The sequence below is a fragment of the Colwellia sp. MB02u-6 genome, assembly GCF_014077095.1.
In the GTDB taxonomy this organism is placed as follows: domain Bacteria; phylum Pseudomonadota; class Gammaproteobacteria; order Enterobacterales; family Alteromonadaceae; genus Cognaticolwellia.
Window position 1 is genome coordinate 34,779 of the sequence record NZ_JACGVG010000029.1, and the last position, 23,768, is coordinate 58,546.

Annotated in this window: 13 protein-coding genes and 1 tRNA gene; 11 read left to right on the forward strand and 3 right to left on the reverse strand. The window is 38.5% G+C overall.

The genetic code is table 11. The features are described 5' to 3' along the window. Window positions 1–642 precede the first annotated feature (642 nt). The 11 genes from H4J46_RS06495 (at window position 643) to H4J46_RS06540 (ending at window position 20,395) form a co-directional block, all read left to right on the forward strand. Window positions 643–2,106 (forward strand): Gfo/Idh/MocA family oxidoreductase, encoded by a 1,464-nt coding sequence (locus tag H4J46_RS06495; protein WP_182232729.1) that lies wholly within the window; start codon window positions 643–645, stop codon window positions 2,104–2,106. 399 nt (window positions 2,107–2,505) lie between these two features. Continuing rightward, a complete protein-coding gene (locus H4J46_RS06500; protein WP_310650213.1) occupies window positions 2,506–2,739 on the forward strand; it encodes a transporter substrate-binding domain-containing protein in 234 nt (77 codons plus the stop codon). 164 nt (window positions 2,740–2,903) lie between these two features. Continuing rightward, on the forward strand, window positions 2,904–3,761 hold the full coding sequence (gene agaR / locus H4J46_RS06505) for a transcriptional repressor AgaR (protein ID WP_259365706.1): 858 nt from the start codon (window positions 2,904–2,906) through the stop codon (window positions 3,759–3,761). A 1,487-nt stretch (window positions 3,762–5,248) separates the two neighbouring features. Continuing rightward, window positions 5,249–9,814, forward strand: a complete 4,566-nt coding sequence (locus H4J46_RS06510) for an NPCBM/NEW2 domain-containing protein (RefSeq protein WP_182232730.1) — start codon at window positions 5,249–5,251, stop codon at window positions 9,812–9,814. Between the two features lie 132 nt (window positions 9,815–9,946). Further along, window positions 9,947–10,075 (forward strand): hypothetical protein, encoded by a 129-nt coding sequence (locus H4J46_RS17665; protein ID WP_404851712.1) that lies wholly within the window; start codon window positions 9,947–9,949, stop codon window positions 10,073–10,075. Window positions 10,076–10,950: 875 nt separating this feature from the next. Continuing rightward, complete coding sequence (locus H4J46_RS06515) at window positions 10,951–14,307, forward strand: glycoside hydrolase family 2 TIM barrel-domain containing protein (RefSeq protein ID WP_182232731.1); 3,357 nt, start codon at window positions 10,951–10,953, stop codon at window positions 14,305–14,307. A gap of 117 nt (window positions 14,308–14,424) precedes the next feature. Next, entirely contained in the window at window positions 14,425–15,471 is a 1,047-nt protein-coding gene (locus H4J46_RS06520; RefSeq protein WP_182232732.1) for a UDP-glucose--hexose-1-phosphate uridylyltransferase, read from the forward strand. Next, window positions 15,468–16,640 carry a galactokinase gene (gene galK, locus H4J46_RS06525; RefSeq protein WP_182232733.1) on the forward strand — a complete coding sequence of 391 codons (1,173 nt, stop codon included), beginning with the start codon at window positions 15,468–15,470 and terminating at the stop codon, window positions 16,638–16,640. Before H4J46_RS06520 ends, galK begins: the two co-directional genes overlap by 4 nt. Window positions 16,641–16,718: 78 nt before the next feature. Beyond that, on the forward strand, window positions 16,719–18,293 hold the full coding sequence (locus tag H4J46_RS06530; protein WP_182232734.1) for a sodium/sugar symporter: 1,575 nt from the start codon (window positions 16,719–16,721) through the stop codon (window positions 18,291–18,293). Window positions 18,294–18,362: 69 nt separating this feature from the next. Continuing rightward, complete coding sequence (galE, locus tag H4J46_RS06535; protein WP_182232735.1) at window positions 18,363–19,388, forward strand: UDP-glucose 4-epimerase GalE; 1,026 nt, start codon at window positions 18,363–18,365, stop codon at window positions 19,386–19,388. Next, window positions 19,388–20,395 (forward strand): aldose epimerase family protein, encoded by a 1,008-nt coding sequence (locus tag H4J46_RS06540; protein ID WP_182232736.1) that lies wholly within the window; start codon window positions 19,388–19,390, stop codon window positions 20,393–20,395. Before galE ends, H4J46_RS06540 begins: the two co-directional genes overlap by 1 nt. A gap of 1,062 nt (window positions 20,396–21,457) precedes the next feature. Here the strand turns inward: H4J46_RS06540 and H4J46_RS06545 are convergent. The 3 genes from H4J46_RS06545 to H4J46_RS06555 all read right to left on the reverse strand — a co-directional run bounded on the left by H4J46_RS06545 (window position 21,458) and on the right by H4J46_RS06555 (window position 23,739). After that, window positions 21,458–21,739 carry a hypothetical protein gene (locus H4J46_RS06545; protein WP_182232737.1) on the reverse strand — a complete coding sequence of 94 codons (282 nt, stop codon included), beginning with the start codon at window positions 21,737–21,739 and terminating at the stop codon, window positions 21,458–21,460. 101 nt (window positions 21,740–21,840) lie between these two features. Then, window positions 21,841–21,917 (reverse strand) — tRNA-Pro (locus H4J46_RS06550). A gap of 100 nt (window positions 21,918–22,017) precedes the next feature. Next, entirely contained in the window at window positions 22,018–23,739 is a 1,722-nt protein-coding gene (locus H4J46_RS06555) for a DUF3413 domain-containing protein (RefSeq protein ID WP_182232738.1), read from the reverse strand. Between the last annotated feature and the right edge of the window lie 29 nt (window positions 23,740–23,768).

The following is a 23,768-nucleotide window of genomic DNA, read 5'->3' on the forward strand; positions in this document are numbered from 1 at the left end:
GTGTAGTTAGTGATGTGATTTTGGACAATATTAAGATAGGTTTTATAGAAAATTACCGCTAAGGAATTTGCTCATCTTGTGGTTATTGATATTAAGACCATTGAAATTAAGACCGTTAAAATTAATGAGTGGCCTCTGGCTATGAAAAGCCGGAGCCTTGGGAAGTGTAAAACTAATAAAGCAAAGAAAATGAATATATTTTACGTTGTATTGGTAGAATAATTTTTTCTTATTCTTACTGTAGGGCTTTATAGCGTATATCTTTTTGTGAGAATAGGGGGTATTAAAAAGATTAACGAGCAGGCTGTTCAATACAGTTTAGTATTTTTGTTGAGATATTTTATTGCTTTTATATGATTTCACTGTTGGTTTATTGGTGATATGTTTATTGTTGCTCTTTATTGACTATTCATATCGTAACCATCTTTATTTAAATTCTTTATTTTAATTCTTTATTTTAATTATTATCTGCTCTACTTCAGTGAATTAGGTTGATGATTGTTTTCTCTAAAGATAAGTAAAAGAAAATGAATTGAAATCTTTTGAAAGTTGATTTCTTGTGTTTGTTGTGAGTTTGAGGTATAAATTACTTATTCAAGGTTAAGTATTAAACTAACCTATTAATAAATTTATGAGTATTATATGAAAAATTTAGACCGTCGAAATTTTCTAAAAACCGCAGCTCACTCAGCTGCCATCGTTGGCACTGCGGCAGTGGTTGGGGGTTGTGCCGCCAAGGCCGATGGTGTTGTGTTGAAGTCACAAGGTGCCTCAGTGATGGGATTAGCCATACCAAAAATGAACGTTGTTCGGGTTGGTTTTATTGGTGTTGGTCAACGAGGCTCAGGGCATGTGAAACATTATTGTCATTTAGACGGCGTAGAAATTAAGGCAATTTGTGATACTCAGCAAAACGTTATCGACCGCTCAGTAAAGTATGTTGTAGAACAAGGCTTTGCCAAACCCGATGTCTACACAGGCTCTGAACACGCTTATCGTGATATGCTGGCTCGCCAAGATATCGATATTGTGATTATTGCTACCCCGTGGAAATGGCATACACCAATGTCAGTAGAAACAATGGAAAGTGGTAAGCACGCATTTGTCGAAGTACCGGCGGCGACAACATTAGAAGAGTGTTGGCAGTTGGTGAACACTGCTGAGCGCACCCAGAAAAACTGTATGATGATGGAAAACGTTAACTACGGTCGTGAAGAATTGATGGTATTGAACATGGTACGTCAAGGTTTATTTGGTGAACTATTACACGGTGAAGCCGCGTACATTCATGATTTACGCTGGCAAATGAAAGAACTTGACGAGAGCACAGGTTCTTGGCGTACCTATTGGCATACTAAGCGTGATGGTAATTTATATCCCACCCATGGTTTAGGCCCTGTCTCGCAATATATGAATATAAACCGTGGTGACCGTTTTGACTATGTTAGCTCGATGAGCTCTCCGTCACTTGGTCGCAAGGCGTATACTGAACGAGAATTTCCAGCAGATCACGAACGTAACCAATTAAAATTTACTGCTGGTGATATGAATACTAGCATTATTAAAACCGTGCAAGGCCGAAGCATTATGGTACAGCACGACACCACTAGCCCGCGCCCTTACACCCGACATAACCTTATTCAAGGCACTAACGGTACTTTTGCTGGTTTCCCCAATCGTATTGCCATAGAAAAGCGCACTCGTGAGATCCAATCGGCGTATGATAAAGAATATCAGCAGCAAATGGATGACTGGAACGCTTCAGGTAAAAAAGGCTGGGAGCCAGCAAAATCAAGCTATCATGGCTGGGATCAAGACATGGATAAATGGTATGAGGCCTACGATCATCCGTTGTATGTGCGCATGGGTGAGGAAGCCAAGCGTAACGGCGGTCATGGTGGTATGGACTTTTTGATGATGTATCGCATTGTTTATTGTTTACGTAATGGAGAGGCGTTAGATCAAGATGTTTATGATGCGGCGGCATGGTCATCAATTTTCCCCCTAAGTATGGCCTCAGTTGCTGATCGCAGTAACAGTAAAAACATTCCTGACTTTACCCGTGGTGCATGGAAAACAGGTAAACCACTTGGCATTGTGAGTTAAGGTATTACTGGTTTATTTTTTTAGATTGGAAATGCCCACTTAAGTGGGCATTTCTGTTTTTTATAGCTCAATAATAATTTAATAGCAAAACTGCAAGAATAATGAACATGAGTAAAGTGCTTTTATATTGATTAGTGATCTTATGCCGGTTTACTCAGTAACGCTAAACTACCACAGAGCCTCATATTTAGACTAAAATTTAAAGATGAGTAACGTCAGATACAATGAATGAGTCATAATTTCACATTGCATTGAGTGAAATACACTCTACGATTTTTTAAGCTTGTCCTCTTGCGTGGCTTTCGCAATCTTGCCAGAGTGTAAAACGCATTAAAGCCATCAGTAACCTCTGAATGGCACTCCTATCTATATCAAGACTAAAATGATGTAAGTTCGGGCATTGATACAAACTTACTCTTTCAAATACTGCACATTATGGGTTGTCGATTAGAAATTTGTCATTTTTCTGAACGTCTTATGTTAAAAGAACTTGAGGCAGGACACTTTGATATTGCCCTTGGCGCTAGCAAAACAGAGAAGAGATTAGAAACATTTTTATATTCCAAGCCTTACCGGGTAGCAACAAATAAACCTATCAAGATTCAGCCCAGCCCATATTCTTCATCTTCATAATGCGCAAAAGTAATCACTATTACTCTTTCAATTAAGGTTTTATAATATTTACTAGGTTTTTATCAAAGTAAACAACCAATGGCGAGTTTTCATAGGCAGTGGCTGCCTGTGTAAGCTAAATGAAAAAGTTACTTTATTTTTTTGAAATCTTGTGAAAGAAAATTTTGCTTGATAAGATCACTTGTGAAAGAACGGTTTGCTTGATAAGATCGCAAGCAGAGCCTAAAATAAATTTAAAAATTATGTTAACAACTATAGAAAGACGCTTGGCAATTGTTAAGACAACTAATGATACAGGGAAGGTGGATGTCGCCGAACTTGCAAAAAAATATCTCGTATCAACCGTTACTATCCGAAATGATTTAAATAATTTAAGTGAAAAAGGGTTAGTTGTTCGATCTCGTGGTGGCGCAGTAATAAATAGTCGTATTGCTAAAGAACTGTCAGTAAAAGAGAAACATTGTGAACATTTATTAGTAAAAAAGAAACTTGCTATTGTGGCTGCTAGTTTAGTTAATGATGGTGAGTCAATTATTCTAGATTCAGGCACTACTACTGAAGAGATAGCAAAGCAGCTTCATCATCATAAAAATTTAGTGGTTATGACCAATGGTTTGAATATTATCGCAGAGTTGGCGGCAGGTGGAGATGCTGAAATCATGAGTACTGGTGGCACATTACGTAAAAAGTCATTGTCTTTTTATGGTCGAAAAGCGGAATCAAGCTTAACAAATTTACGTTTTGATAAGGTGTTCCTTGGTGTTGATGGTATTGATGAAAAAGCAAACTTAACGACTCATTTTGAACACGAAGCCACACTAAATACTATGATGTGTAACATTTCTAAAGAAGTGATTGCGGTGACAGATTCTTCTAAATTTAATCGTAATGGTTTTTATGTTATTAGCTCTTTGGATGCTATTGATACACTGTTAACTGACAGTAGAATCCCCCAATATTATCAAGATTATTTAGCAGAAAAACGGATTAAGTTGATCATTGTACCGCATCCAGATGATTAAATATTTTCTTTAACTTAACTGTCTATATTAATTTGGTTATATTTTAACACTCATCGAGAGCTAAAATATTCGCTTAGAATTAATGGCGAAAAATCAAAATTTTGAATGTTTTACTTGAAATTATTTAATCGTATTTAGCACTAATTACAGCGCTGTATAGACATAATTCTTACAAGGTTTTGTTGAAAATAGCCTCTCTGAAGCATTAAATGAAGGGGCGAGGTTTGCTCGAAAACTGGTGCAGTGGTCAAGTAAAATTGGCCACGGTTTTGTAGTTTAGCCAGTATCTTAGATGTGGCTCATTTGGACTTAATCTAGCCTTGTACGTATTATGTGGCCTCGTCTGATGATAATAATTTATGATGTAACCACTGATCGCTTGATTAGCTTGATTAAAATTTTTATTTCCTGCCATTGGGCACCCATGCTGTTCTTAAACGGCTAAATAAGTGCTCCATCTGTGTATATCAACAATCTAACGACGACTCATACTTTGCGTTACTTGGTCACGTCCAAGATGTTATCTGAACCTTCTGCTAGTGTAATGCGTCCCTTGCTTGTCTGAATTAATAAAAACACCTCTTGGTTGTCTTCGACTTTCATAAGCTATCATTAAGACTTGCATTGTTACTTCACTATCTGGCGAATTTGATAGTGCCAGACAATAATTTTCGATTAAAAAATTAAGAACAACAGCAAGATAAGAGCAATAATTACCTGTCAAAATTTATGTTAAATCGAAACATAAATGGGTGTTTTATCGACCACGGAAAATTGATGCTTAAGTCTGTTCGGGATCGCCAAATGCTCTTTATTTGCCTTCTTAACGTTATTTTTAGGCATTTAACCGCTTATTAATTCGCGCCCTGTCATTAGGTTTTCCGATCGGTATCGACTTAACGAATGTCCTTCATTTGTTAGCATATTAGTGATGATTATCTCACCGGATGCACAACCAATTGACGAATTAAACTCTTTATTATCAACACGTAAATTGATTTTTGTGGTGCTTAATTCGTTATCATTATTTACCGAGTATTTATAACTGCTACGGCGAAGTTTGAATACATCACAGAGCATATTTATAGCGTGTTTTACTGCTCTGATTGCGTTTAAATAAAATCACTTAAAGTTTTGGCAGAAAAAATTTTGTGTAGTGGGAAAATTAATCAACAATATTTGGACCAAAAGAGCGCGGGTTAGGATAAGTTTCAATCATAGTGGCTGGTGTGGGAAAAGCGTAAAAATAATGATGAAGGTACCACCATCAAATGGATATTAGATCTAGATAGGGCCGTAAAAATGAACGCGTGCGTATGCACATCTCATCCATTGATCATTAATAAGTCGAGGTACTAGTATTTCTACCATACTTTCATAGTGTAATTAAGTGTAAGTCTTTTGCCCTTCATATTCTTATTTTTTATGGTATTATAAAAAATCAGCTAGTAACATTTATTACTGCTCCCCTAAAGAGGCAACCCAGAATGTTGATGTATCAAAAATCAAAAAAAATTGTGCTTATCTTTATTGCCTTATTAAATCTATTGCTTTTTTCCTGCTATTCATTCGCAAGTAAAGCCCCTGGCTTAACTAAGACTACTTACTTAGAGCAGGATTTATTTACACAAGTATCTTTCCCCTTAGTCGATAATACCACAGGGCTTTTCCCCCCGGATCATCCAGGTAGAAGGCATTACGGTGTAAATGTAATGACAATGCTTAATGGTTACATGGTAGGGATATTTGCGCCTGATGGTGGTGCTGGTCCAGGGGGGTGGATTGCATTAGATGTTTCCGATATAAAAAATATAACGCGTAAAACGTTAGTTTATGAACCACTAATTAACCCAGACCCTTTAGTTGCTGATGAACGTACCCACGCAACTAATACACGTACCGCTAATTTTCGTGAGTCGCACTCATTCGGACTGAGTGAAGGTAATTTAATTGCTATTCAAACAGGCACTGGAATAGAAATTTGGGATTGGAGTGACATAGATACGCCTATCAGAAGATCAAAGTTAGCTATTTCTGGAGTCAATTTCGGTGATTATAATAACGTATCTTGGCAGTTATTTTGGCAAGCACCTTATTTATACATTGGTCGTGGGAATTCGGGATTAACTATTGTTGATACGACTCATGTTGATGCGCCTGTTGTTATTGAAACATTTCCTACCAGTGTTTTAGGTGGTTTTAACGTAGGTCCTATTTTTGCACTCGGAAACGAGATGTATATTTCTAGTATGGAAACGACCTCGGGTTTTTCTATTTTGAACATCTCAGATCCCGTAAAACCAACGCTAGTTAAAACAGTAAAGTCGATCCCGAGAAATTATTACAGCTCTTGTTGGGATGGCGAAAAGGCTTATTTCGGCTCTCGTGCGGCATCCGGTGCGTTACATGTTTATGACACTACAGCAGAGGTGCCGACACTGATTAATAGTGCAAACACCGGGTTTGTAAATTTGTACTGTAACTTACAAGACGACAAATTGTTTCTGGGTAATCAAGAAAATATTTCGGCATTGGATGTGACTACGGTCGCTGACGGTACAATGATGACGGTAAACGGTGAAGGCTCCTTAGATGTTCCTAGCGGTAGTGACCACGGTCAGGTATTTCCTTTTGGTAACTTAGTGTGGGTAGGTAATGATCACGGTAATGGTAGTGGTTTTTTGGCCACTCAAATGGCACCAGACACTTATCCGCCACAATTAGGACGAACTATTCCTGAGGCTGAATCGACTCATCAGTCAATAACCAGTCGTATTGGTTTGGCTTTATCAGACAGTGTGTTAATGGAAACAGTTAACGCCAGAACTTTTGCCGTGTATTTATCGAGTGGTGATGGTACGCCTCTTGCGGGTACTTACAGTGTTAATTTAGGTTTTGTGAATTTTAGCCCTGCTGTTGATTTGTTCACTGATGAAATATACACAGTAGAGATTGAGGGGATTGAAGATGTTATGGGTAATGCTATGCCAGCCTATACTTACCAGTTCTCTACTGGAAACATTGCTAGTCACGATATATCCATTTCAGCAGACACTGTCTCGATTGGACAGGTCACCAACTTCTCTGTATCGACGAGTGCTGTATTAGGAGGTCCGATCTCGTACTCATGGGATTACGGTGACGGGCAAAATTCAGACTCTGCTAATAATGGTAATGTTGGCCATATTTACTCAGCATCAGGTCGCTACACTGCTACGCTAACGGTAGTTGAAAATCATCTAAGCACTAAACGTTCTGTTCAAGTCACTGTATATAACCCGCATACGCCTACTGCACCAACCACGACCAGCACTATAATAGCTGCAGGCTCTGCAGTGATTGCCGTAAACGAAGATAATAATAGCGTAACAGCCATTAATAATAATGGAAGTTTTGCGAAAATTTGGGAAACAGAGGTAGGTACTCGTCCAAGAACATTGGCTGAAGCACCCAATGGGGATATCTGGGTGATTAACCAAGAAAGTGACAGTATTAGTATTTTAAGCAGCAGCGGCATAGCGAAAGAAACTATCGCGCTAGATCGCGCTAGCCAGCCTTACGGTATTGTTTTTACGCCAGACGGTTATTACGCTTTAATTTCCTTACAAGGTAGTGGCGACCTACTTAAACTAAATGCAAGTACCGGCTTAGAGCTTGGGCGTGTACATGTTGGACATTCGGCTCGCGGTATCGCGGTAGATAGTTTTTCTTCTACAGCCTATACGACGATTTTTATTTCGCCTCAAGACCATGCTTTAGTTGTGCCTGTTAATATTGAAAATATGACGGTAAAGTCCCGTATTCGTTTAGACATTGATACGACAACTGTTGATGGACCAGATCGTAGTCGAGGCATTGCAAACTACCTCAACGCCATTACTATTTCTCCAGACGGAAAACATGCAGTAGTACCCTCTAACAAGGCCAATGTAGCGCGTGGAGTTTACTTAGATAATGATATAAATAAAGGCTTAACCTTTGAAAGCACAGTGCGGGCTATTGTGTCTGAGCTTGACTTAGACCTATTAACTGAAAACGTCAGTCGCCAACTAGACTTTGATAATCGTGCTCAGCCTAAAGCCATTGTATACAGTGCATTTGGTGATTATATGTATATAGCGATTGAAGGGCAGAACAGTGTAGAAATTATTGATGTATACGATAACAACCGCGCTGGAGAGCTTGAAAATACTGGTTTAGCCCCTCGTGGCCTAGTAAAAAGTGGTATTCACTTGTTTGTGCATAATTTCATGTCCCGTTCTATTACGGTTTATAAAGTTGATGATTTTGAAGCAAATCAAACCAATCCAATTTTAAAAGCCAACATCAACACGGTAAGCAATGAGGTATTGTCGGCGCGAGTATTGGCCGGTAAGAAAATATTTTACAATGCCAAAGACCCACGAATGTCAAAAGACGCTTATCTCTCTTGTGCAAGTTGTCATACCGGTGGCGACTCCGATGGTCGTGTATGGGATTTTACTGACCGTGGAGAAGGACTACGTAATACCATTTCTCTTTTGGGGCGCCATGGTACAGGCCTAGGTAATGTACACTGGACTGCAAATTTTGATGAGATTCAAGACTTTGAAAATGATATCCGTAATGGCTTCGGTGGTCGCGGTTTTATCAATGATGCTATTTTTCCTAGCGTTTCAAACCCGTTAGGAGCTCCGAAATCTGGCTTAAGCGAGAGTTTAGATGATTTAGCCTTTTACGTACAAAGTTTGAATCAGTTTTCAGCCAGTCCGATGCGTGAACAAAATGGCGAGTTAACTAGCGCAGCGAAAGCGGGTGAAGCTCTCTTTACTACCAACGGCTGCGTGGCTTGTCACTCAGGAGAATTTTTTACTGATAACAAGCGCCATGATGTCGGCACGATTCAGGCATCATCAGGTCAAGGTAACAGTGATTCATTAAGCGGTATTGGTTTTGATACACCGACTTTAATTGGCTTGTTTGAAACCGCTCCTTATTTCCATAATGGACAAGCGGTAACCTTGAATGATGTATTGCAAACGGGCACCGAACATACCGTTGACGCTTCTTCAGAGCGAGTGAACTTAGTGGCTTATCTTGAGCAAATAGAGTACGCCGGCACCGTGGTGGTTGAGCCACCAGCAGTCAGCGAATACGTATACTTGAGCGATCTAACGGAATTACCAGGGCAAGTTAATGGCTGGGGTCCGATCGAAAAAGACACAAGTAATGGTGAAGATGATGCCAATGATGGTAATGAAATCAGTATTGGCGGTACCGTGTTCCAAAAAGGCTTAGGGGTTCATGCTTATTCAGAGATAGCGTATGACATTTCAGATTTTGCCTACACCCATTTTAGCGCCATTGTCGGTTTGGATGATGAAAACAGCGCTGGCGAACTTGCGTTTGAAGTGATGGTAGATGGTATAAGTCAATTCAGCAGTGGTAACATGACCAATGCAGATGGCGGAATATATGTGAACATCAGTGTAGAAGGCGCTAATGAAATACGCTTAATCGTCACCGATGGTGGCAATGGTATAGGCTCTGATCACGCTGATTGGGCGGATGCGAAATTGCTACTACCAAATGAAGAGGTAAGTAACACTGTCCCCAGTGTAGATATCAGCGCGAGTGCCATCATTGCCGATGAAGGAATCAGTATTACATTTATTGGTACTTCTACAGATGCTGAAGATGGAGATCTCAGCTCATTGATTGAATGGAGTAGTGATTTAGACGGTAGCATTGCTACAGGTAGTGAAATATCAGTGAGTAACTTAACCTTAGGTACTCACACGATTAGCGCTGTTGTGACCGACCAAGATGGCCTCAGTAATAGTGCGTCAGTAGTAGTAACCATTGAAGCGTTGCAGCCACCGACTCAAGGCAATTCAGATAGTGGTGACTCGAAGAAAGCTAGCGGCGGTTCAATAAGTTCATTGTATGTTGTCATGGTTTTTTTAATGCTTGGTTTAAGGCGTAGAAAATACTTTAATGATCTCTCAAATTGGAAAGATTTATTGATTATCATTTGTTTTTTCAATAGAAAAATAATTAGATATAACGAATAGACAACAAAATTATAGAATCCATCGTTCATCTGGATAGTTATAGACATGTGATCGGTGGATTCTAGTAATAACGACGAATATGGGATCCTCACCTTTTAATAAAATATCAGCTGTTGACCGCTAGCTTTAGCAATGCTTATTAATGATCTAGGCTTTACTGGCCATAAACGGCATATCTACAGTCAATATTTTCAGGATAAACCTCTGAACGACTTATTTCAGCAGGGATCAAGCCTGAGTATATCAAGGATGACGTGTTAGAACACTGTCTTGATACGCTTCATAAAAATGGCATAGAAGATTGAGATTCACTCTTTAGTTTATCAGCTTTTAAGCTAAAAAGACGCGTGAAATGCTGTTGTGCCTTGGCATACATGCTTTGAAATCTCCATTTTTAACCATCAATTTTTACATATCTCAAGTAGTCAATAACTTGCCATTTTTCTGCAGCAGATAGCACAGCACTAATGGTTAACAAAATAATATCGAGTAGGTTATATTTTTAAAACGTTCAAGGTGAGGGTGCTGTAATTTAATTAACGTGTTTAAAAAAAGTAAAGGTTATTTGTGTTTAAAGGTCAATATGATGACTTGATCTGTTCAGTGCCTACTCCAATCATTACAATTTGTAATTATCTTGTCGCTAATTGAACCAAAGATGATAAATCTTTTTTTAGGATGTGTCTTGTGTTTCATACGCTTTCATTTATGAGTGTCAGTTATAATATTAGTTGGTGTTACAATAACCTGTTAAGTCCATGTTTTCCGGTCAAATAAACCTTTTTATTATGTTTTTAGTTTTTTTATATATATTTATTTCTGTATTTTTATATTTAAAAGTAAGATAGTGAAAATAAAAGAAAGATAATTGATTGAGTTTTTCCTTTCATTTGTTATTATCTATATAAATATGCGTATTTATATAGATTTTATTTGATAGATTAAATTTAATCTATCAACCTGTGACCATTCAAAATGCAGAAACTTGAAGATGAGTAAAATTTCAGGTGCAAGGCACTTGAGTGAGTGATGGCTGTCTATCACGATTGAGAGCAACGCCGCAGGTGAGTTTTTTTGACCATTAAAAACCTGCATCTTGAATGATCATGGGTGTATAACCACAATATAGGAATAACATGAATAAAAGTATTTTAGCTGGCTTATTATGTAGCCTTTCACTGAGTGCTTGTGCTGACAGTACTCGGGAGCCCACTCAATCATTATCAAAAGATCTTAGTTATTATATATCTAATGAGAAAATGATTGGTGAGAACAAAGAAGCCCCACGTGCAAGTTTTACTTCTTTTACCACTGTCGACAATGCCATTCTAAATAATCCGAATAAAGCCAAATATTACCAGTTACTTGACGGACAGTGGAAATTCAATTGGGTACATTCTCCAGCTGAAAGGCCTTTAGATTTTTTCAATCCAAGTAAAGATATCAGCGACTGGGACAACATTAAAGTGCCCAGTAATTGGGAAGTTGAAGGTTATGGTGTACCTATTTATGTGAATCATCAATATGCATTTGCTGACAAAGCCTTTCCTGTAAGTGATGAAATGGAATTTATCGATGGTTTCTACCCTAAAAATCCCGGTATAGTGCCTATGGAAAACAATCCGGTTGGTTCATATCGCCGAGATTTCACCTTAGGTGAAGCTTGGTTAGACAAAGAAATATTTCTGCAAATTGGTGGCATGAAGGCCGGCGGTTTTGTCTGGTTAAATGGAGAATATATCGGTTATTCTCAGGGGAGTAAAACGCCAGCAGAATTCAATTTAAGCAAACATGCCAAAAGTGGTAAAAACACTTTGGCGGTACAAATTTTCCGTTGGACAGATGGCTCTTATTTAGAAGACCAGGACTTTTGGGACATTAGTGGTTTTGAGCGCAGTGTTTATGTTTACGCACAACCTAAAGTACGTATTCAAGATTTTCAGGTGACATCAATTTTAGATGGCGCGTATAAAGATGGTGAATTTGCGTTAACCTTAGATCTTCAAAATCATTTGGCGAGTCATGCTAAAGTCAAAGTAAGCTATCAACTTCTCGATAATAATCATCAGATTGTTTTACAAGAAAGTGAAAATATCAATGCAAAACAAGGAAATACAAGCCTAGACTTTAGCGGTAGCATTGAAAATGTTCGTCAATGGAACGCAGAGCACCCTGAATTATATACTTTAGTGTTAGCTGTTGAAGATAAAAATGGCAAAATCCTAGAAGCCACATCGAGTAAAATTGGCTTTAGAAGTGTTGAAATTAAAAATGGCTTATTACTCGTTAATGGTCGTGCTATTAAATTAAAAGGCGTTAATACTCAGGAGCATAATCCGGAAACAGGCCATGTTATTTCTCGAGAGCTCATTGAACAAGATATTCGCTTATGGAAGCAAAATAATATTAATGCCGCTCGATTGAGTCATTATCCACAACCAGATATGTTTTATGAATTATGCGACCAATACGGTATTTATGTGGTTGATGAAGCGAATATTGAGTCCCATGGTATGTACTATGGCGAACACTCATTAGCTAAAAAACCTAGCTGGAAAGCTGCTCATTTAGATCGCATGATCAGCATGGTAGAGCGTGATAAAAACCATCCTTCCGTAATCATCTGGTCATTAGGTAATGAGGCGGGTAATGGGGTTAATTTTTATGATGGTTATAAGGCCATTAAAGCGGCTGATAAAACTAAACGCCCTGTACAATATGAGCGTCCATATAAAGATAGTGATCCTCGATATCATGATATGGATGTTAATACCGATATTATTGCCCCCCAATACCCTTCTGTTGCCAACTTTGAAGATGTAGGTAATACAAAAACGAATAAGCCCTTCATTCCAAGTGAGTATGCACATGCTATGGGTAATAGCTCAGGCAACTTCCAAGATTATTGGGATGTGATTGAGCAACATGACAATTTGCAAGGTGGTTTTATTTGGGACTGGGTTGATCAATCTATTTGGAAAACCAATGAAAAGGGTGAGCGTTTCTATGCGTTTGGAGGGGATTATGGTACTAAAATGCCAACCGACAATACCTTTTTAAATAATGGTATTGTCTTTCCTGACAGAACGCCACAACCCGCGTTATTTGAAGTAAAAAAAGCCCATGAATTTATCAATTTTAAAGACAGAGGCATCACTCAAGCGAATGAACAAAGAATACTGATTGAAAATTTATATGAATTTACTGATCTTAATGATTTTAATTTTACGGTTGAAATTAAAACTGACGGTAAAGTGATACAAAGCCAAGTTTTTGATCAAGTCAGTATAGAACCACAAACAGGCCAACTCATCCGCGTTGATCTTAACGGTATTAAACTTCAAGAAAACACTGAATATTTCATGCTTATTTCTGCCACGCTAAAGCAAGCTTGGGGTCTTTTACCTAAAGGATATGAATTAGCTCATGAGCAAATTAAGCTAGCTTCATTAAGTAAGGTAAGCAAAACCAGTATTGAACAAGGCTCAAATTTAACGGTTCACAATAGCAAACAGCGAGTGACCATTAAAAATGAAAATATGAGTGTGACCTTTAATAGTCAAACGGGCTTAATGCTTGACTATCAATATCAGGGTCAAGCATTAATCAAGACCGGACAAGGGCCAAGTATTAATTTTTGGCGAGCTCCTACAGATAATGATTTCGGCGCTCAAATGCACAAGCGTAATTTAGTATGGAAAGAAGCCACGTTAAATGCCGAATTAGTAACATTCAGTCATAAAAAACTTTCTGAAAACCAGTACTTAGTCAGTACTGAATTTCATCTGCCTAGTGTTGAGAGTAAGTTGAAAACCAGTTATACCATTTCAGGCAATGGCATGATCAAGATAGCAAATCAGCTTGGAGCAAGTCATTCTAAAGCAGATATGCCACGTTTTGGTATGCGTATGCAAATGCCAAAACAGTTTTCACAATTAACTTATTTTGGTCGTGGCCCATGGGAAAACTATGTTGATAGAAAAGCATCGGCCTTTATCGATCTTTATCAGTCAAGTGTCAGCGAACAGTATGTGCCATATATCCGCCCACAGGAAAATGGCTACAAAACAGGTACTCGCTGGTTGGCATTAATTGATGACAAGAAAAATGGCTTATTGATCGTTAGCCAACAAGATAAACCTTTAAGCTTTAGTGCCTTGCATATGCCTAATGAAGATTTTGATGTTACGAATGGCATTACTGGCTATCAGCATGTAGGGACAAAAAATCCACATTATAGGGAAGATGGCAAGTTAGTTGCTAACTATGGTAAGCATACCACAGATATTAAGGAACAAGATCTGGTACAACTGAATATTGATTATGGGCAACGTGGTGTGGCCGGTGATAATAGCTGGGGGGCCAAAGCCATGGCTGAATATCAAATTAATGCTAATAACCCTCTGAGCTATCGATTTACCTTGGTGCCTTTTATTAACCATAATATTGATGCACTTATTGAGTTAAGCAAGGACGTTAAATTTAAAAAATAATCCAGTTACATTTTGTCAGTTAGCTAGTCGAATATTCTTCTAGTTAATGGGAGGTAGGCATAACTATTTGCCTACCTCACTCCCTCCCATTTTTCAATAATTGTGACTTATAATATTATGACTATCGAGTTTGATCCGACAGAACACCCGCATCGAAGATATAACCCTTTAATTGATGAATGGGTATTGGTTTCACCTCATCGCGCCAAACGACCTTGGCAAGGGCAAGTTGAAAAGCTTGATGAGCAAGAAAAGCCAAAGTATGACAAAGACTGTTTTTTATGTGCAGGCAATACCCGCATCAATGGTGAAAAAAATGATGACTATAAAGACACCTTTGTGTTCACCAATGATTTTGCCGCAATCAAACCAGATACGCCGAGTGTAGTCAGTGATGATCCGCTTTTTAAAATGGCCACAGAGCAAGGCGAGAGTCGAGTTATCTGTTTCTCACCAGACCATAGTAAAACCTTGCCACAGCTTTCAATAAAAGAAATTACCCATGTTATTGATACATGGCAGAGTCAATGTGAGGTATTAGGGAAAACGTATTCATGGGTTCAGGTTTTTGAAAATAAAGGCAGTGTCATGGGCTGTTCTAACCCACACCCTCATGGTCAGATTTGGGCACAACAGCAATTACCAACCCTAGTAATGAAAAAGCAAAATTCGCAGTTGGCTTACTTAGCGCAACATGGCAATAATTTATTGCAAGACTATGTTGTGAGAGAAGTTGCAAATAAAGAACGTATTGTGGTGATAAATGAAGATTGGCTGGTTGTTGTTCCTTATTGGGCCGCATGGCCATTTGAAACTTTGCTACTACCACGCTTTGCTGTGTCACGTATAACTGAGCTCAATAAAGCGCAAAAGTTATCACTCGCTGATATTCTCCAACAAATAACCATCAAGTATGACAATTTATTTAATTGTTCTTTTCCTTATTCCATGGGGTGGCACGGTGCACCTTTTGATGGACAACAACATGATGAATGGACTTTACATGCCAGTTTCTTTCCTCCTCTATTAAGATCGGCCACGGTGCGTAAATTTATGGTCGGTTATGAAATGATGGCTGAAGCGCAACGAGACCTTACTGCAGAGCAAGCAGCGAAGAGGCTCCGTGATTTGCCAACAACTCACTATAAGAAGAATTACTCATGAACTTTCCCGTTTCAGACCCACAAGACTTTAAACAACAAGCGCTTGTGCAAATCTTGTTTAAACAGCAATTTCAGGGCTCAGCAGCGCTAGTTTGTCATGCGCCAGGCCGAGTTAACATCATTGGTGATCATACCGATTACAATGATGGTTTTGTGCTACCAGCAGCCATTAATTACGGTACCACCATTGCAGCATCAAAACGTGAAGACAGGATAGTAAAAGTATACGCTCATGACTGTGGACAACAAATTAATGAGTTTAGTCTTGACGACATTAGCTTTGATCAAGAAATGATGTGGAGTAATTATGTTAAAGGCACATTACAAGCGTTAATGAAAAAACACCCTGAAATTAAAGGCGCGAACCTAGTGGTCACTGGAAATGTACCACAAGGTGCTGGTTTAAGTTCATCTGCCAGTTTTGAAATAGCTATTTTAAAAGCGTTTACCCAGCTTTATCAATTAGATTTAAATGGTGTTAATGCTGCGCTTATTGGTCAGCAAGCCGAGAATGATTTTGTTGGTTGTAACTGCGGCATTATGGACCAACTTATCTCGGCCATGGGACAGCAAGGTCATGCCATGTTACTTGATTGCAAAGACCTATCCTTTGAAGATGCGCCTATTCCAGATGATTTAACACTGTTTATTGTTAATTCAAATGTTAAACGTGGTTTGGTTGATAGTGCTTATAACTTAAGACGTCAGCAATGTGAAGCGGTGGCTAAGTACTTTGGTGTGTCTGCCCTGAGGGAAGTGACCATGAATCAGCTTACTGCTGCCGAAGAGCAAATTGAGCCAGAATTGTTCAAACGTGCTCGTCACGTTGTTAGTGAAAATGCCCGTGCGGTAGCGACATTAAAGGCGTTAAAAGCCAATGATATGGCAACAATTAGTGCCGAGATGAAGGCGTCTCATATTTCTTTGCGTGATGACTTTGAAGTTACGACCAAAGAAATGGATGGCTTGGTTGATATGATTGATAGCGTCTTAGGTGACCAGGGCGGTGTTCGTATGACCGGCGGTGGTTTTGGTGGATGTGTGGTTGCTTTAGTGCCTAATGATTTAGTGACCAAGGTAACGGATATTATCAATAGTAAATATGAGCAAGAATTTGGCTTAAGCCCCAGTATTTATCACTGTACTGCATCACAAGGTGCATTCAGGTAATTGGCTAAATATAGCATCGAATAAAATTAAAACTCGCGCAAAAAAATAATTATAACTAAAAATTAAGGGTTACAAACGATGGACTTTACAAATAAATTGGGGACGATAGATAGCACCATTTTTATTGTCTATGTCATAGGGCTGCTGTGCCTTGCCTTATGGGTTTCTCGTAATGAGAAAAAAGAAGGTGCGAATACAGAAGATTACTTTTTAGCTAGCAAGTCACTGCCTTGGTGGGCTATAGGGGCTTCGTTAATTGCCGCAAATATTTCAGCAGAACAAATTATTGGTATGTCAGGCTCTGGTTACGCCATTGGTTTAGCGATTGCCTCTTACGAATGGATGGCCGCCATTACCTTGGTATTAGTCGGTAAATACATGTTGCCTATTTTTTTGGAAAATAAAATATTTACCATGCCGCAATACCTTGAACAACGTTTTGATAATAAGGTAAAAACTACCATGGCTATTTTTTGGCTAGCGGTATACACCTTTGTTAACTTAACCGCGGTGTTATGGTTAGGTGGCATGGCCATTGAAACGGTAGCAGGTGTTGATTGGATGTTCGGCATGATATTTTTAGCCGTATTCTCTGTTGCTTACTCTTTATATGGCGGCTTAAAAGCGGTTGCTTTTACCGACATATTACAAGTGGTGTTATTAGTCTTTGGCGGTTTGTTACTGAGTTATTTAGCCTTAGATGCCGTGGCTGATGGTCAAGGGTTTTTAGTCGGCTTTGGGATTCTTACCAATACAATGCCTGAGCATTTTGACATGATATTAAGTCCAGATAATGACCATTACATGAGCCTGCCAGGTATTTCTGTGCTAATTGGTGGCATGTGGGTAATGAACTTTAGTTATTGGGGTTTTAACCAGTATATTATTCAGCGTGCTTTAGCGGCTAAAGATTTAAAAGAAGCACAAAAAGGTATTGCTTTTGCAGCCTACCTTAAATTATTAATGCCACTTATTGTGGTATTACCCGGCATTGCAGCGGTAGTGCTTTATCCGACATTAACTACCCCGGACCAAGCCTATCCCTCAATGATGGCATTAATGCCCGTTGGTATTAAAGGGTTAGTTTTTGCTGCATTAGTTGCCGCGATAGTGTCTTCGTTAGCGTCAATGACCAATAGTATTTCTACCATTTTTACTATGGATCTTTATTCACGTTTTAAGCCGAACGAGAGCCAACGTCACTACGTACATATTGGTCGTATTGCTGCGTTAGTTTCTTTATGTATCGCCTTAATTGTCGCTCAGCCATTATTAGGTAAATTTGATCAAGCGTTTCAATATATCCAAGAGTTTACCGGTTTCTTTACCCCTGGCATCGTTGTTATATTTGTTATGGGTATGTTCTGGAAACGTGCAACATCAGCGGGCGCATTGTCAGCAGCTTTAGGCTCAGCAGTATTTTCGTTAGTACTTAAATTTACGTGGCCTGAGCTACCATTTATGGATCGTGTTGGCTTAGTCTTTTTACTCTGTTTAGCGCTTTGTTATGTGGTTTCCATGTTAGGCAAACCTAATACTGCCGATAGCAGTGTGAGTTTAGATCAGGTGAGCTTTGCAACAACTAAGTCATTTAATGTCGCCGCCATAGGGGTAGTACTTATCCTTACGGCTTTGTACGCCACTTGGTGGTAAACAAAACAAAACAAAACATAAAAAGAAAAAGGCCAAGTTATCGGCCTTTTACGTTTCAAGGAGCAAAAAATGAATGTATTAGTCACTGGAGGCGCTGGGTATATTGGCTCACATACCGTTTTATCGTTATTAGAAAATAATTATGACGTTATCGTGTATGACAATTTAGTCAATTCAAGTATTGAGTCTATTAATAGAGTTAAGAAATTGACCGGTAAGTCAGTAACCTTTGTTGAAGGTGATATATGTGACACAGATAAACTTAACTACCTATTTATAAGGTTTCAAATAGATGCAGTTATTCACTTTGCTGCACTTAAAGCGGTTGGAGAATCGACGAAAATACCGTTAAGCTATTATCAAAATAATGTCTACGGATCTGTTTGTTTGTTAGAGGTTATGCAACAACATAATGTGCATAATTTTATTTTTAGTTCATCTGCCACGGTTTATGGTGAAGAAAATGAGGTGCCTTATGTAGAAACAATGAAATTAGGTACTCCTTCAAGCCCTTATGGTGCGAGTAAAGTCATGGTAGAGCGTGTGCTGGCTGATTTTGCACTCTCTGATAATAACTTTAGAGGCGTATCTTTACGCTACTTCAACCCTATTGGCGCACACGAAAGCGGTACAATAGGTGAAGATCCGAAAGGGATTCCCAACAACCTTTTACCTTATGTCGCCCAAGTCGCTGTAGGTAAACGTGACAACCTTGCTATCTTTGGTGATGATTATCCAACTAAAGATGGTAGCTGCGAACGAGATTATTTACACGTGATGGATTTAGCCCAAGGCCATGTTGCAGCTTTAGATTGGTTAAATCGCCAGAGTGATTTTAGCGGTGTTGAAGCCTTTAATTTAGGCACAGGTAATGGTGTCTCAGTGTTTACAATTGTAAAGACATTCGAGCAAGTCATTAATAAAAAAGTACCCTTTGAAGTATCCCCAAGAAGAGCGGGTGATCTACCTGCTTTCTGGGCCAACGCCAGTAAAGCCAATAAAGAGTTGAATTGGCAAGCCGATAGAAGTTTAACGCAAATGATGACTGATACTTGGCGTTGGCAGTCAAACAACCCAAATGGATATTTAGTATAATGGCTACCGTGACTTCACCATTGGCAACTGAATTGGAAACAGTGGTATTAAGCAATGACTATGGCATGTCAGTCGAAATCATCAACTTTGGCGCCAGAATTAAGTCTATTAAATTTCCAGTAAATGCTAAACCAATGGAAATGATACTGGGGTATGCTTCAGCACAAGACTACTTAACTGATGAGTTTTATTTAGGCGCAACCTGTGGCCGAGTGTGTAATCGTATTGCTGGCGGTAAGTTTGAGCTTGAGGGTCGTCAATATCAATTAACACAAAACGACGGTGATAACTGTTTACATGGCGGCGATGATAACTTTTCATTGCGGTATTGGCAAAGAGATAAACAAACACATAGCAAGAGTTCAGTCACTTTAGTATGTACATCTGTTGATGGCGACCAAGGCTTTCCGGGCACGCTAAATGTTTCGGTCACATACCAGTTAAGTGCTGACAACAAGATCAGCATAAAATACTTAGCCAATACTGACCTAGCCACGCCAATTAATTTAACCAATCATGCTTATTTTAATTTGGCTGAAAAAGACGGCCAATCGCTCTACTTGCAAATGATGGCATCGGCATTCCTCGAAAGTGATGGCGAAAATATACCCACGGGTAATATTATTAAAGTGGCACAGACAGATTATAACTTTAGAGAGCCTGCCTGTGTTGGTAAAAGGCAGCAACAGACTTTAGATAAGTCTATTAAAGAGAAACACGGTTATGATCATTGTTTTATTTTAGATAATGCTCCTTTTACGAAGCCTAAAGCAGTACTTACTTCGCTTAAAAATCAAATTAGTTTATCGGTATATACAGATCAGCCCGCTATTCAACTTTATACGGGTTTCTACTTGAATGATAAATTTACTGCCTATCAAGGTTTGTGTTTAGAAGCACAAAATTATACAGATGCGGAAAATAATAAAAACTTTCCCAGTAACGTATTGCAGCCAAATCAGCAATATCAGCGGGAAATCATTTATAAATTTGAATCCATAAATTAGCTGAGCAGTTATTTATTTAACTTAAGTAAACACTGAGTTGCTCAGACAATATTAATTTACATTTTTATTTAATATTCGAAATTAGTAATGGTATGTCTTCACTTTAATTGCACCTAACTAAGGGGTCTATATTGATCACTTACGTTTTAAATAACAATATAAATAGATAGATTACGACGGTTAATACTTTTGGCCCATTTACTGAGTCTACGGTCATACTTTTTTTGGTATTTGTACTTTTTAAGTCTTCTGTCATAACCAATTCGTTTATCTATGATATACACACCACCAATGCAAACAGTTTGTATTGCTTTATCTGATACACCCTGTTTTGAGTTTCTGTCCATAGATTACTCTTTTTATGCCGTTACTTTGATTATAGCTAAAGTTGAGAAAAAACAACAAAAAACACTAAGATGACAACCCGAATGCCGTAGAATGAACGTTATTTTTTAGATCAATTAAAGAGCAAAAGTCAAATATTTCTGGCCTTTTGTTTAACTGTTTTCACAACGTTAAAAACAAACGCCCCCTATGGAAATTTGTTCGTTTACCATTGCCGTTCGCCTTGTTAGTGAAGGTTGTAGTAAGAGAAACCGTTCGGAACTAATGTCGACCCATCTTCACTAGATCTAAAAGGCTTGCGCGGTCATATTGCTCTTTTCTAGCCCAGTTGATGCCCATAATATTTGAATTTTTCTACTCTAAGCTTCTAGCGAAGAACGGACGTTCGCACACTTTCACGTCGATTACTGGTTTTCTGAGATAGGGGACATTCACTGACCACCAATAAAGACCATGCCAAGGAGGTCACATTTTAAATATTATTCAAAGTCTGCCCGTACATTCAAGATGTACATATTTATCTTGTTGCGCCATGAGAGCCAAAAATTGCGTGTAATATTTTTCAATAATTTGAAAAAAAGAGTTTGCTCTGGTTTATGAGGTACCTAGCTTAAGATCTTTTCTTCTGCGATCTTTTACAAGCGACATACATCCATCAGCACTTAAGTTGCTATACAGACTAGCCTAAGCTGCTCCCTAGGCTAGTCCCCTATGCTATTATTTTACAATGACAGAGTTACATAAAAATTGGCTATTAGGTTTTAGCTGTTTTGGTAAACACAGTCCCTCAGGCAAATTTTTCTTTTTTAGTTTATTGAGCTGCTTACGAGCTTCTTTTTCAGACATTGGAATAAGCCCATCAGACTGTTTATATGAACAAAATATAAATTGTTCATCCTGACTATTAAATTGAGCCTCAGGCTCCTGGCCTACAGCAATGAAACCGCATACTGTTGAACCATCTGGAACAGATTGGCCAACTTTGAGCTGAAAGGTCACTGTTTCGCTTTGGCCTTGTTTTGGGTTGCAGGTTATAGGTTTGGTATAAAGTCAGGCAATAAAAAAGCCTTGTAAAAACAAGGCTTTAATTATTTATTGTGTGGTCGGAGTAGCAAGATTCGAACTTGCGACCTCACGTCCCCCAGACGCGCGCGCTACCAAGCTGCGCTATACCCCGATTGATAAGCTTAATGGGGATAAAAGCTTATGTGGGCTATCTTAATGATTTATCGCTCGAATGCAATTAAAAAACATCATCAATTGAGCTAAGCGTCTAATTATTGTACGTTATCCACTTGTTCATCGAATTGTTTACTAAATTGCTTAATAAAATGAACGCCATCAATCATTAATGGAAAATCAGGTGTTGCCGTAATAGGGGCGGCCAGTTGAATAGAATAACTTTGAAAGTTACCATTTTGGTCAACAAACATCGATTTATCTTTATTAAACACCACAATGCCGTTGTCCATGGTATTAGCAATAATACGGTCATTATTTAATTTCTTGATATCAGTACCGTTGCTATAGCTGGTTGCTTTAATATCGCAGTTTAGCCAGTTTTTAATCAGCGTAGGTTGCATATCCATATGACTCGTGAGTTTATTAAGTGATCTATTTTTACTTGCTGGTAAAACCAGTAGCGCAGGTTTAATCGATAAACTTGTTTCTGTGGTGCTGTTACCAATAGAGCTGATCCAAAGAATATCTTTGAGCTGCTTATCGTCTGGTTGTTTATTTTGCACTGACATTAACGCGTCTAAAAACAGTTCAAACTGATAGCTATTGTTACCTTTAAAATAAAATACGTGTAAACCTGGAGCGTAACTATTGAGTTTATCCGCAAATATCAAACTCGATATATCGGCTAGTTTTGTTACTGTTGGAAATAGTTTATCGGTCAGGGTTAACAAACCATGGGTATTAATGACCGAGGCTTCATTGTGATCTTCACCGACAATAGTCAGTGATGTAGCTAAATTTTTCTGAGCCATAATTTGAAATAGTAGCGGTTGTGCTTGCTGCTCGAACAAGGCGTTTTGGTAAATACTTGGCAAGCTATAAAACAAATTAAACCAGGCTTCTTTTGGTGACGCGTTATCAATATGATTGTCTAGCGATAGTAAACCTTGCTTGGCTCTTTGTTTTATTTTATCTAGTTGTTGAGTTTGCAATATTTGGTCTGTAATCACCATGAAAACCGATTGTTTTAATTTGGTGTCATTAAGACATTGGCCTTGATAAAGCGGGTACTGAGGTACGGCATCTGTAAAGGCAAGCGGGCTGGTGCGACGGGCAATATAATCCACTTGATCGAACATACCATATTTGGTTAATAAAGTTTTGGCCGTTGATGGATAAGACAAGGGCAATACTGTGTCTTGGCGTAGTACATCATATTCAAGGTTGGCATCAGCCCAAATATGAATAATATGACTAAAAAAGAAAAAGCTCACCAGAGGAATAACGATAAAGCGCGCAAAAATAGTTTTTTGTAATTCTTTTAGGTGTTTCCAAGCATAATTGGACGCTATTAGTTCAAACGATAATATCACCATGGTCAATACTAGGCTAACAAACCAGAATGCTCGGCTATTTTGTTGTATTTCGTTATTAATAAGGTCAAGTATGGGCGCACTTGATGAAATATTTAAATGATAGCCTAAGCGGGTATAGATAAATGCGTCGAGCAGCAAAAGCAATAACTGGGCACTAAAAATGATAGAAGCGACCACCCGAATAAATCGGGTTCGAGGAAACAACAGGGTGATTGGAAACAAAATGAGCACAAAACTCATAAAAGTTAAGAAAGCTATATGGCTTAACCAAGTGGTAACTAAGTAGGTTTGCCCTAACAAAGTGTCAGGCATTGCTTCACTAAACACATAAATTGACGATAATAAGATCGCCGCAATAATATTAAAAAAAGTGAACCAGTGGCTCCAGCTGATTAACTGTAATAGTCGCTTACTATAGGGTTTTGATTCAAATGAAACCATTGCGTCGTTTAATTCTCTTATTATTTTTA

What these genes read in the sequence shown, in the direction of transcription:
- H4J46_RS06555 (WP_182232738.1), bottom strand. Translation starts at nt 23,739, where the DNA reads ATGGTTTCATTTGAATCAAAACCCTATAGTAAGCGACTATTACAGTTA.
- H4J46_RS06540 (WP_182232736.1), top strand. Translation starts at nt 19,388, where the DNA reads ATGGCTACCGTGACTTCACCATTGGCAACTGAATTGGAAACAGTGGTA.
- H4J46_RS17665 (WP_404851712.1), top strand. Translation starts at nt 9,947, where the DNA reads ATGCTTATTAATGATCTAGGCTTTACTGGCCATAAACGGCATATCTAC.
- H4J46_RS06520 (WP_182232732.1), top strand. Translation starts at nt 14,425, where the DNA reads ATGACTATCGAGTTTGATCCGACAGAACACCCGCATCGAAGATATAAC.
- galK (WP_182232733.1), top strand. Translation starts at nt 15,468, where the DNA reads ATGAACTTTCCCGTTTCAGACCCACAAGACTTTAAACAACAAGCGCTT.
- H4J46_RS06495 (WP_182232729.1), top strand. Translation starts at nt 643, where the DNA reads ATGAAAAATTTAGACCGTCGAAATTTTCTAAAAACCGCAGCTCACTCA.
- H4J46_RS06515 (WP_182232731.1), top strand. Translation starts at nt 10,951, where the DNA reads ATGAATAAAAGTATTTTAGCTGGCTTATTATGTAGCCTTTCACTGAGT.
- H4J46_RS06510 (WP_182232730.1), top strand. Translation starts at nt 5,249, where the DNA reads ATGTTGATGTATCAAAAATCAAAAAAAATTGTGCTTATCTTTATTGCC.
- H4J46_RS06530 (WP_182232734.1), top strand. Translation starts at nt 16,719, where the DNA reads ATGGACTTTACAAATAAATTGGGGACGATAGATAGCACCATTTTTATT.
- galE (WP_182232735.1), top strand. Translation starts at nt 18,363, where the DNA reads ATGAATGTATTAGTCACTGGAGGCGCTGGGTATATTGGCTCACATACC.